General features: G+C 64.5%; 5 protein-coding genes and 1 pseudogene. All 6 read left to right on the forward strand.

All coding sequences use genetic code 11. The features are described 5' to 3' along the window. The first annotated feature begins 24 nt into the window (after positions 1–24). Complete coding sequence (locus EYW47_RS39320; protein WP_133200191.1) at positions 25–3,813, forward strand: type VI secretion system Vgr family protein; 3,789 nt, start codon at positions 25–27, stop codon at positions 3,811–3,813. After that, positions 3,795–4,742: a hypothetical protein gene (locus tag EYW47_RS39325; protein ID WP_133200192.1), complete on the forward strand. Its 948-nt coding sequence runs from the start codon at positions 3,795–3,797 to the stop codon at positions 4,740–4,742. Before EYW47_RS39320 ends, EYW47_RS39325 begins: the two co-directional genes overlap by 19 nt. 48 nt (positions 4,743–4,790) lie before the next feature. Then, positions 4,791–7,628: a type VI secretion system Vgr family protein gene (locus EYW47_RS39330; RefSeq protein ID WP_133200193.1), complete on the forward strand. Its 2,838-nt coding sequence runs from the start codon at positions 4,791–4,793 to the stop codon at positions 7,626–7,628. A 1-nt stretch (position 7,629) separates the two neighbouring features. Further along, positions 7,630–8,502, forward strand: coding sequence for a hypothetical protein (locus EYW47_RS39335; protein WP_133200194.1), 873 nt, complete (start codon positions 7,630–7,632; stop codon positions 8,500–8,502). After that, positions 8,499–11,276 (forward strand): T6SS effector BTH_I2691 family protein, encoded by a 2,778-nt coding sequence (locus tag EYW47_RS39340; protein WP_133200195.1) that lies wholly within the window; start codon positions 8,499–8,501, stop codon positions 11,274–11,276. Before EYW47_RS39335 ends, EYW47_RS39340 begins: the two co-directional genes overlap by 4 nt. Before the next feature lie 3 nt (positions 11,277–11,279). Next, positions 11,280–11,774, forward strand: a pseudogene (locus EYW47_RS39345) (hypothetical protein); the annotation flags it as partial.

An 11,774-nucleotide genomic window follows, 5' to 3' on the forward strand; every position in this document is an offset into this window, starting at 1 on the left:
CGCGCATGAACACGGGGAACAGACATGGATCTAGCTGCGGCCTTGACGGGCGCGTTGAACGGCTATTCGCAGGCCACCCGTCACATCCAGATCGATACCGCCTTGTCGGGCAAGTTCGTGGTCGAGCGCTTTCACGGCCGCGAAGCGGTGAACGAATCGTTCCGCTTCGAAATCGATGTGCTGTCGAACGAGCCGTTCCTCGACCTGAACCCGCTGATCGGCAGCGCCGCGCGCTTGCGCCTCGCGACCGCTTCGGGCGAGCGTTGCTGGAACGGCTACATCACGCACGCCGCGTATGCGGACAGCGACGGCGGGCTCACGCGTTACCGGCTCACGCTGGAATCATGGCTCGCTTTTTTGCATCTGCGGCGCAATTGCCTGTATTTCGTCGATCTCGATACCGAGGGCATCTGTGAACGCGTATTCGGCGACTATCCCGAGGCGCGGCGTCGCTACGCGCTCAACGATCCGCTGCGCACCTACGCGCTGCGAGGGCAGTATCGCGAGACCGATTTTTCCTTCGTGATGCGTCAGCTTTCGGAAGCGGGACTGTCCTTTCGCATCGAGCACGCTCAGGACGGCGGCAAGGCGCCGTCGGGCGAGCACACGGTCGTGGTGTTCGACCGACGGGCCGAATTCGCCAGGGGCAGCACGATCGCGTTCAATCAGCAGGACGTGGGCGACCCCGACGGCGTGATGACGCAGTTCACCGAGCGCCACCGCATCGTGCCCGACCGCGTCGTGGCAACGAGCTGGAAAGCCAGCGAGTTGCTGGCGCTCGCGGGGCAGGCTCAAGGCCAGCCCGACGACGGCGCGCCGGTTATGCCGGTGCGGGAAATTTTCGACGGTCAGCGTGCCGGCCGCTTCGACACGAGCGACGGCGCCCAGCGCTACGCCGATCAACGTCTGGACGCGTTGCGTCTGCCGAAACTGACCCACCACGGCGCGGGGTCGTCGCGCACGCTGGAGACCGGCAAGGTGCATACGCTGACCGGCTATCTCGGCAAGACGATCGAGTTCGTGCCGCTGTCGATCGATCACGAAGCCGTCAACAACCTCGGCGCCGAGATCGCGCAGTTGCTCGAACGAGGCGAACTGGAGCAGGGGCTTTATCGCAATCGCTTCGTCGCGGTGCCGGCCGGTGTGCCGATCGTGCCGCCGTATCGGGACCGGCCGACGGTCTCCGGGGTGCAGACCGCGATCGTGGTCGGCGAGCCGGGCAATCGGGTCAGCAGCACGCGCGACCATCAGGTGCGCATCCAGTTTCCGTGGATGCGTGGCACGGCGCCGTTGCCGGGCGGCCTCACCAACACGGCGAGCCGCTCGAATCCGGCCGGTCATGCGCCCGGCAATCATCAGTCCGGCGTGCTCGCGCGGCTCGCGGAGCAAACGGCGGGTCCCAACTTCGGGCATAGCTTCACGCCGCGGATCGGTGCGGAAGTGGTGGTCGGTTTCGATTCCAGCAACATCGACATGCCGGTCGTGCTGGGGCAGGTCTACGGCGGGCATGTGCAGCCGCCGTTCGCCGCCGGTGAGGGTAGTAGTGCGAATCATCCGGGCACGTTGACGGGCATGCAGACGCAGACGCTGGACGGTCAGTCCGGCAGCCGCTGGGTGATGGACGACGCTTCGGGGCAGTCGCGTCATGAAGTGCTCAACGCCGTGGCGAATAGCAGCCTCGCGCAGGGCTATCTGATCGCGCAGCAAGGCGCGGTGCGCGGCACATATCGCGGCGAGGGATTCGAGCTGGCCACCCAGGGGTGGAGTGTCGTGCGCGCCGGCGAGGGCGTGCTCGTGTCGAGCACCGCGCGTGCGCAGGCGAGCTCGAGCCAGATGGATATCGCCGAAAGCGTGGGGCAGTTGAAGCAGGCGGTCGCTACCGCCAGGCGGCTCGATGGCTCGGCAACCGGCGCGAAGGCGGGCGGTCTCGCGGGCAATCCCGCACAGGCCGATTTCCTGAAGGCGATCGATCCGCAGCAGGACGGCAAGTATACGGGCGCCGTCAACGGTCAGAGCGCGACCAGGCCGACGGCCACGCAGCGCGAGGGCGGCGAGCCGGTCGAGCGCTTCGCGGCCCCGGCCATCGTGCTGGAGTCGCCGGAAAGCATTGCGTTGACGACGCCGGCCAGCGCGGTTTCCTATGCGGCCGAATACACGCATCTGACCGTGCAGGGCGATGCGCATCTGGGCGCGGGTGCGACGGTGGCGGGCGCGTCTAACGATGCCGTGAGTCTCTACAGCGCCGCCGGCGGCGTCAAGGCTATCGCCAATCAGGGGCCGGTCAGCGTCGAGGCTCACACCGCGGCGATGGAGATTCTCGCGGACCAGTCGGTGCGGATCGTGTCGTCCGAAGACCGGATCGACGTGCTGGCGCAAGACGCCATCGTGTTGCAACAGGGACCGAGCCGGATCACGCTCAAGGGCGCCGACATCACGGTCGAGACGCCCGGCCAGTTCCTCGTGAAGGCGGGTTCGCATCCGTTCCCGGGACCGGCGACCACGTCGCCGTCGTTGCCGGCATTGCCGGTTTCGCCGTCGCCAGGAGAGGCGTGCGAGTTTCTCGCCGGGGGTTTTGCGGGCGGCGGGGCTTCCGCAACGGCGGCAGCGGCAACATCGTCGCTGGCTTCCGCAACGGCGGCAGCGGCAACGCCTTCGCTGGCTTCCGCAACGGCGGCAGCCGCAACACCTTCGTTGACGTCAGCGGCGGCAGCGGCTTCGCCAGCGTTGGCAGCGGTAGCGGCATCGGCCGTGCCCCAGGAACCGGCCCCCGCATCCGCAGCGGCTGCACCGCCTGCGTCGCCTGTGCCATTTGCTCCCAGCGCGGCATCGCAGTCGGCGGGCGCGGCGAGGCCGATGCCGTCTATCCCCATTAGCAGCGAATTGGCCGGGCCGCCGTCGAAACTGCCCCCGCCGCCACCGAGTGCTTGCGCGCGGCAATTGCAGCCGGCAAAGGAGAATGACTACGCACCCGAGGCGAGCAGCGCCGACTATTACCAGACTGACGCATCGGGCCATGCGGTGGGGGATTCGCACGGCAGGGCCATTTTCCTCACGTTCGCGAGCTGGAAAGGAAAGTTCGACATCGAGTATTCACCCGCCGACACGACACTGACCGCGACTGTCCTGATCCAGCTGGTGCCTAAGGATCAGTATCTGGTGGATGGCAATAACCAGCCGGTGCTGGACGCAGCCGGCAATCCCACGTCCGTGCCGTTTAACGGCGACGGTCCGGTCATCGGCGGCAACCTGAGGCAGTACAGCCGGACAATCGCGGCGGCCACCGTGGACGGATTTCAGCGGCGGATCGAGAGCTGCCTGAACCGGAGTCGCTACTACCTGCGGCCAAAATTTTGCCCACGCGGCGGTGCCTGCACGTGCAAGGTGAGCATTGCCATGAAGGTGAAATTTGTCACCACGGGCCGGTTTCACAAAAGCGTCGACCTGTATCCCACGTTCAGCCGGGCCGACGCCAGCAAGTGGGGTGAAACTCAGGTGACCTGGGATAGAAACACGCGAGCGTATGTTCCGCTCGCGACGCAAAATGCGATGGCCCACGAGACCGGCCACCTGTTCGGCTGGCCGGATGAGTATTTCGAGAACGGAGGCGCCGTCTACAGGAAGTACATCAATGAGCAAGGGCTCGTCAACGTGCAGATGAACCCGTTGACCGACGACTGGCAGCGCACGAGCGATACGAACCTGATGGGCCAGGGCGCGTATAGCGAGAGACCGGCGATCCGGAAGTACTACATGTACGGCTTTCGCGACTGGCTCAAAGACCAGAACGGCATTGAATGGGACGTATTGAAATGAAACGGACAACGTTGATGGCGTTGGTTTCCGTATTTCTTTTCGGAGTGACAGACATGGCAAGCGGCAAGCAGCCGTCCGATTATTTCGAGTTCCGCGATGCGCCGGGGATGATGGATCCGCTTCCCCCGATGACCCTCGAGGTCACGGACGGCGAGATTGCCTGCTACGCGCGCGGACGCGAATTCGGCTTCCCGCCCGAGACGGCGTATACGGGGATCGGCAAATACGTGCTGAGCGTCGAGAAGGCCGGCGCGCAGCACCAGTTCGACTCGCTGAAAGCGGCGTTGAGCAGCCGCACTTTTACTCCCGAAAGCGTCATTGGCGCAGGCGCTGTGTTTGACTTTTCGTTCGAGCAAGACGGCCGGCACTATGAGGGCGTATACGGTTACAGGCAGGACGACGGGTTCCACGACCGGCTCTTGCCGTTCTATCAGATCGCCGACAAGGTCCTCAAGGACGGTGAGCCGGAGATCAAGATCCATCCGGTGTTCACCGCGCATTCGGGCAAGGATGGATTCGTCGTCGATCTCACGTTCCGCAATGAAGGACAGAAGGCGTTCAGCATTGCGGGTCCCGACACCTGGACGCCCGACCTCAACCGCCCGGATCTGCGCAACGTGGAGATCGGCGCTATCAACGGTGCCGGCACCTCCTTTTACGTGCGCCTTGTGAGTGGCTATCTGAGCGACGCATCGCGCCACTACGGCGCGGCAATTGTCGTGAAGCCGGGCGAGGCCGTCACGCTGACGTTTCAGGTTCCTTACTCCGCCGTCAAGTTCAGCGTGACCTCGACTTCGCATCGGATTACCTCTGGAAGCTACCGCTTTACTGGCGGGATGAGTGTCGACGTTCTCGAGCCGGCCGAGCTGAAAGGCCAGATCCGCACGCCGATGAACGACGTGCAGCCGGTCGAGTTGCAGGCGCAGTGATATCTCGCGGCGGCTCGTGCCGTCGCAGCGAATTCGAGGCATAGAGAAATGGTGAGCACTGCGGATATTCGACAGGCACTGTTCGGCGGCTGGTCGCAGCAGAACCGCTTCCTGCGGCTGACCACATCGCTGGGCGCCCGGGCGCTGGTCGCGGAAAGCCTGCAAGGATGGGAGGCCATCGATCACGGCGGCTTCCGCTTGCAGGTGAGCGCGCTGTCCGAGCGTGCAGATCTGCCGCTTGCCCAGGTGATGGGTGCGCCGGTGTTGATCGAGTGGCAGGCGGCCGAAGGCGGCGACGCGCGCCGTCCGCTGCATGGCCATGTCGTCGAGGCCGAGCTCGTCGGCTATAACGGCGGCCTCGCCCGTTATCGTTTCGTCGTGGAGCCCTGGCTCGCGCTGCTGCGCCAGCGCGTGGACAGCTACAACTATCACGACGCGAGCGTCATCGAGATCAGCGAGCAGATCTTCCGTTATCACACGCGCGGGGCGGTGGCGCCCGCGTGGCGTTGGACGCTCGGCGACCGGTCGAAATATCGCAAGCGCAGCCTGAGCGCGCAAGCCGGCGAATCCGACTTCGATTTCCTCGCGCGGTTGTGGGCGGAAGAGGGCATCTTCTATTGGTTCGAACATGCGGGCGACGCCGGTTCGTCGAGCTTCGGCGAGCACACGCTCGTGCTGGCCGATTCGAATCAACGCTTCACGCCCGACGATCCCGAGATGATCGGCTTTCACCAGACGAGCGACGGCGAACCGCAGGGCAGCGTGCAGCATTTCATGCCGGCGCAACGCTGGCGCATCGGCAGCGTCGTGCGCGCGAGTTGGGATCATCGCAGCTTGTCGACGCGGCCCACCGGCGCGCGTGCGAATGGCGCGGTGGTGCCTGGCGTCGATCGGGATGTCGCCGGTCCCTACGCGTTCCAGACGGGCCCGGCTGGAGATCAGCGCGCGCAGCAGCAACTGGACGCCCAGCGGGTCGCCGCGGCGCGCAGCGCGGGCGCGGGCACGCGGCGCGACATGCGCCCGGGCTTGCGCTTCGCGCTGAGCCAGCATCCGTCTCTCGGCACCTCGGACGCGTTCGTTTGCCTGCGGGTCCAGCACGAAGCGCGGGCGAACGTCGATGCGCAAGTGCACAGCGCGATTGCGCGGCAGCTTGGCGCGATCCCGCGCATGCTCGATACGCACGCGGACGAGCCCGGCGCGACGACCGCGCTGCACGCCGCGCTCGAGGCCGGCACGCAGGGCAGCGGCCCGTTGACGGATGGCGCCGTGATTTACCGGAATCAGTTTCTCGCGTTGCCGGCGACGCAGACCTATCGTCCGCTGGCGGATGCCGGTCACGGCGCGCGTTCTCATCCTGTTGCCATTGCGCCCGGTGCGCAGACGGCGATCACGGTGGGCGCGGGCAATCCCATCCATACCGACCGCGATCACCGGATACGGATTCAGCATCACGCGCAGCGCGGGCAGAACGCCGCGAGCCGCGAAGATCATCCCTACGCCGCCAACGCGCCCGCCGATCAGCGCGCCGGCACCTGGACGCGGATGTTGACGCCGGTCGGCGGCGGCAACTGGGGCGGCGTGAGCATTCCGCGCGTCGGCCAGGAGGTGTGGACCGAGTGGCTGGAGGGGCAGCCCGATCGCCCCGTGGCGGTGGCGGCGCTCTACAACGGGCAGGGCCATGCCGACGCCCAGCACAATGGCCAGGCCGGCGGTCCGAGCGGCAGCACCGGCAACGCGGCGGCGTGGTTCGCCGGCAACGGCCACTCGGCCGCGTTGACCGGCTTCAAGACCCAGGACCTGAGCAAGAGCCAGCAAGGCACGGGCGGCTATCGGCAGTTCCTGCTCGACGACTCCGCGGGGCAGTCCGCGGCGCACCTGTACACGACGGATCACAACAGTGGCTTGACGCTGGGCCACCTCAAGCAGATTCAGGACAACCAGCGTCAAGCCGATCGCGGCTACGGCGCCGAGTTGAAAACCGATGGCGCGGGTGCGTTGCGCGGCGGCTCCGGGATGTTGATCAGTTCCGCTAATGGTGTGAGCCAGATGGATGCCGGCACCGCTGCTCAGGTGCTCGCACAGAGCCGGCAGACATTGCAGAGCCTGGCCGATACGGCGCAAAAGCACGGCGCGGAATTCGGTGCTGCGTCGGCCCCGGCGGCGTCCGAAGGCGAGCTTTCCAGCGCATCGGCAGCCGGGTCCGCTCAGGCCTCGCAATTGGCTGCGCTGGCTGGCATCGGGCAGACCCACGACGCGCTCGGTGCGGTGCGCCAGAGCGGCGACGCGAGCGAAGGCGGCGGCAGTGGCAGCGCCGTCGCGTGGAGCCGTCCGCATGTGGTGGCGCATGGCGAGCAAGGCGTGGCGGCGATTTCCGCGAAGAGCCACGTGTGGGTGTCGGGCAAGGAAACGGTGTTGAGCGCCGGGCAGGATCTGCAACTGACCGCCGCGGGCAAGACCAGCGTCGTGGCCAATCAGGGGATCGCGCTGTATACGCAAGGCGAGGCGGGCAAGGGGCGGCCGGTCGCCGGGCAGGGGATCGCGCTGCATGCCGCGAGTGGGACGGTGAGCGTGCAGGCGCAGAACGGCGGAACGCTCGGTGCTTCGGCGCAGAAAGCCGTGACACTGGCCAGCGCCCAGGCCGCAGTCAATCTCCAGGCGCCCAAGCGCGTGCTGCTCAATGCGGCCAAGGCCTACCTGAAAATGGAAGGCAACGGCATCGAGATCGGCGCACCCGGCAACGTCGTGTTTCATGCCGCGAGCCATACCTTGACCGGACCGCGGAGCGCGCAGGCGCAGGCCGAGATCGCGCGCAGCGCACCCAAGCTCTGTGAATACAAGGCGCGCGGGGCCGACGCAATGGGCGCTGGCACCATGAGCGGGGCGTGACATGGGTGTGACGTTGCTGGACGAAGCCACTTTCCGCTCGTATCCGTACGCGCTGATCAACCCGCTTCAGGTGGACGAGACCGAGTGGCAGGACCTGCGCACCGAACCGGTCGTGCCTCAACGATTCAAAGGCCAGGCCGAGCTGTTTCCGCGCCTCGCGCAATTGCACGGCATGGACGAGCACGCACGCGACCTTCTGCTGGCGCGTGCTCGCCGATGGGAAGCGGAATGCGGCACGCCGTATTTCTCGAGCTTGCTGCGAACGCAGGCCGAGCCCGTGCGGGTGCGCGATCACCTGGCGAAGCAGATGGTGCAATACCATCACGCGCGCCGCGAATACGACGTGGTTCGCCTGCACGATCCGCGCGTTCTGTGGCATCTCGACTGGCTGCTCGACACATCGCAATGGGCGAGCTTGCTGGGCCCCGTGCAGCATTGGGCGTGGCCGACTGTCGAGGGCGCCTGGCAGGTTCGCGAGCAGGCACCGGGAGCGAACGACGTCCAGTCGCGGCTCCTTTTCTCGGCGAAGCAATGGGACACATTGCTCAGGCTCGGCGATATCAACGAGACCTTGAAGAGCTTTCGGCGCCATGCTCCGCAAGTGCTCATCGACGCGGCACTCGCCCGGCGCATCGACGGGCTAATCGAGAAGGCGTGGACACAGTATCGGCTGGCCGACTCCAGCGATCGCCGGCTCTACGCGGAGCAAGCCGTGCGTTTTCATGCCGATATCCATGCCCATCCCGAGCTGCGGGCGTGTCTCGCTCGCGCGCAAGCCGGCGAGCTCAGCTATGTCGGCGCTTGCCGGCATCTGGATGAGACCGACATGCAACGGTTAAGCCGTGAACTAGATCAATCGAAGGAGCGCACATGACTGCCACCGCCGCCAACCCGCCGGTCCAAAGCTGTCCGTTTTGCGACAGAAGCGGCTTGCCGATCATGCCGCTGCGCTACGCCGTGGCGCGTACCGATCTCGGCGGCAAGGCCCCGGACATCGTCGCGCCGTTCGACGCCGGCAAGCCAGGCCTGCCCAAAGACAGCGCCAAGTACACGCTGCGGATTTTGCGCCCGGGGTATCTGTACGTATTCGACGAGGTGAGAGGCGAGTGGGGCGCCTACATCGTCAACAGGGAGGGCCTGCTTTATCACTTCGACATTTACGCAAAGACGCCGCCGCAGGTTCCGGTCAAGACCTTCAACGAAGCCTGCGTTCTCAAGGCCGATCCATATCTGGCGCGCTGCATTACCGTCAAGGATGCTGAGCACGCCGGAAGAATCTGGCTGGCGTTTTCCGATGTGATGTGGACGGAGAACGTCCTGGCCGCGCATTCGGATGCCGCTTATCGCAAGCGGCACATGCGCTGTATCGACATGGCCGACGTGCGCGCGCGCAAGGCCGCCGCGCACATGGATTCGTTCAGCCAGCTCAAGAACGTCGCCGAGTTCACCAAGGTGCTGAAGCCGAACGCGAGTGCGACGCAGACGCACGACGAGCTTGCCAAACAGGCCGCTGCGCTCGAGCAGCAGCTCAAGCAGATGGAGCAGGCGCGCGCGGCCCACCCGCACACCGGGGCGGCGGCAAGCGCCGCGCAGAAGCAGGTGGCGCAGACGCGGGCGCAACTCGCCGCGCTCAAGGAGAAACTGTCCGGCAACTGGTTGCCGGAAGTGACTGTGGTATCGGATCGTGCGTTGGGTTATTCGCAGCAACCGCTCAATTTCCTTGGCGATCAGGCGAAGGGCCTGATGGACTGGGGCAAGCAGGTGGCGAAGCCGTATGAAGCCGTGATGGTGGCCGTTCCCGATCCTGCCGGCGTGGCCGCGGAGTTGGCGTTGCTCATGCGCATCCGTATGCAGGCATTCATGCGCGACGAACGCAACGACAAGGACCGGCCGCGCAAGACGGCATTGTCCAGCGTAATCGAGCAGATTCGCGATGCGATCCGGACTCAGGCCGAGCAGGATTTCATCGCCGGGCGGGAAGAGAGCGCGCAGCAAGACGAAGTCGGCCACGCGGTGCCGGGCGTGATGGGGGCGATGTTCGTGCCCGGCAATGCAACGCTGGCGGCCATGGACCGCGCCATTACCGCGGAAGACTTGCGCAACGCCGGCAACGACGCGTGGAAGAAATACAACGACCTGTATTGGGAAAAGGACCGCCTGAAGTGGCAGAACGCCTTCAACACCTCCTTGCAGTCGTTCGACGAGGAGGTCATTGGTCCACTCGCGATTGCCCATCGAGATCTGCTCAAGGGCGATGGCTTCTACAACTACTTCGATTGCAATTTCGACAGCCAGGTGGTGGCGAGCGGGATCGTCTATACGATCGTATTCGGACAATGCATCGCCGGCACGCAGGACAAGAGCTGTAGCACGGATCTGTACAACCAGTGGCTCCAGGGCGATCTGACTGACAAGCGCAATATTCTGCTGCGCGCGCTTTGCCTGCATCAGGATACACAGGCAAAGGCGATTCAGAGTGCCGTTCAAAGCAGCGTGTCATGGGCGGAGCTGCCGTGGGACAAGTTGATGAGCATCGGTAAGGCCACGTTCGATCAACTGCTCGAAGCGCAGAAGGATGAGGTCGGCAGGCTGGCGAGTCTCGTGGCAAGTGCCATTACCGCGACCTTGAAGAAGGTCAGTGAGAGCAAGCAGATTTATGCCGGGCTCGTGGCGCTCGGCGTGGCCGCGCGCAAGCCCTTTGTGCTGGTCACGGTCGAAGGCGGGAAGAAGGCGTTTCGCGCGTCGCTTATCAGAAATATGCTCAAGCTGAGCGGTAAAGCGAAGTCGATCCCGCAGAACAAGATGGAGAAAGCCGTTGCCGACGAGCTTCGGCGTCAGGAGATTTGTGGAGTCGATACCAAAGGCAGCGAAAAGAAAACCTGGCTATTGATGATCGACCCGGACGAAGTCGCCAAAATGCCGAAGAATTTGAGCGTCGACGACCAGGCGAAGTGGCTGGCGAAAACTATTCGTACGCCGGAACAGGTCGACGCACTCAATCTGGCGGACTATCGTGAATCCGTCATGCGGGGAAGCGAGCGCGTCAAGGTCAATATACCGTTCACGTTTGCCGTGCTGGCGTTGCTCGCGAACGGTTGGGCCATGCATTCCATCATGCAGGGAGAACAGGATGCGCTGGCCGTTCACCAGGACGAGATGCGGCGGCGGATTTACACGCAGGGGTTGGCGATTATGGGCGCTGTTGCGGATGCCATTGAGGGGGGGCTCACGCGACTGTCGATTGCCGGGGTACGCCTGGGGCAGGCGACCCTCGAGGTCGGCGCCAAGATATTTGGTGCCGTGGGCCGTATCTTCGGCGCCTTGGCTGGCATCTTGATGGCCGTGTGGGACGGCTGGCGGGCATACCAGGAAGCCAAAGCCGGTCACGGCTATGGAACCGTGGCGTACGGCATGTCCGCAGTATTGGGTGCGACCGCAACGGTGCTGCTGCTCATGGGGTGGACCGGCTGGGGCCTGTTGGTGGTCGGCCTCATGGTCATCTGGGCGTTCGTGGCGTCGTTGTTCGTCAATAACAAGCTTCAGGATTGGTTGGAGTTGACGTATTGGGGAAAATCTACAAATTCTCATTTGAGGTACAACAGTTCGGAGATGGAAATGCAGCAACTGGACGTGGCAACCAAAGGCTGAACGATGGAATACACAGGTCTTGTCAACAAGTTCAAGGTCAATCGCCCGCTTACGGAGGAAGAGCGCCGGAACCGGCTCGACCCCGCCAAGCGGCTGGAGGTTGCGCCGAACTACTTCAGTTCGACGATCAGAATGAATAGCCGCTACCTGGAGGTTGCGGACAAGTACTACGGCTGGAAAGGGGCGCTGACGTTCGTGACAGGCGCCCTGCTGGTCGTCTGCGTGGCTATGGCGTGGCTCTTCGCCAATATTTTTTTCGTTGATGGATTGATGGGCAACGCCAACGAGCGAACGGCCAATATGCTTCTCGGCGGCGGCCCGTTGCTGTTCAGCATCGTTGTGATTTCCGCTTTCCTGTGGCTCATCTTCAGGGAGTGCTTTCGCTTGACTCACTATCCGATTCGCCTGCAACGTGATCTGCGGATGGTGCATGTGTTCCGGCTGGATGGAACGGTACTTTCCGTCCCCTGGGATAAGGCCTTCTTCACACTGGGCCGG

Source organism: Paraburkholderia silviterrae, from assembly GCF_004353915.1.
Taxonomy (GTDB): domain Bacteria; phylum Pseudomonadota; class Gammaproteobacteria; order Burkholderiales; family Burkholderiaceae; genus Paraburkholderia; species Paraburkholderia silviterrae.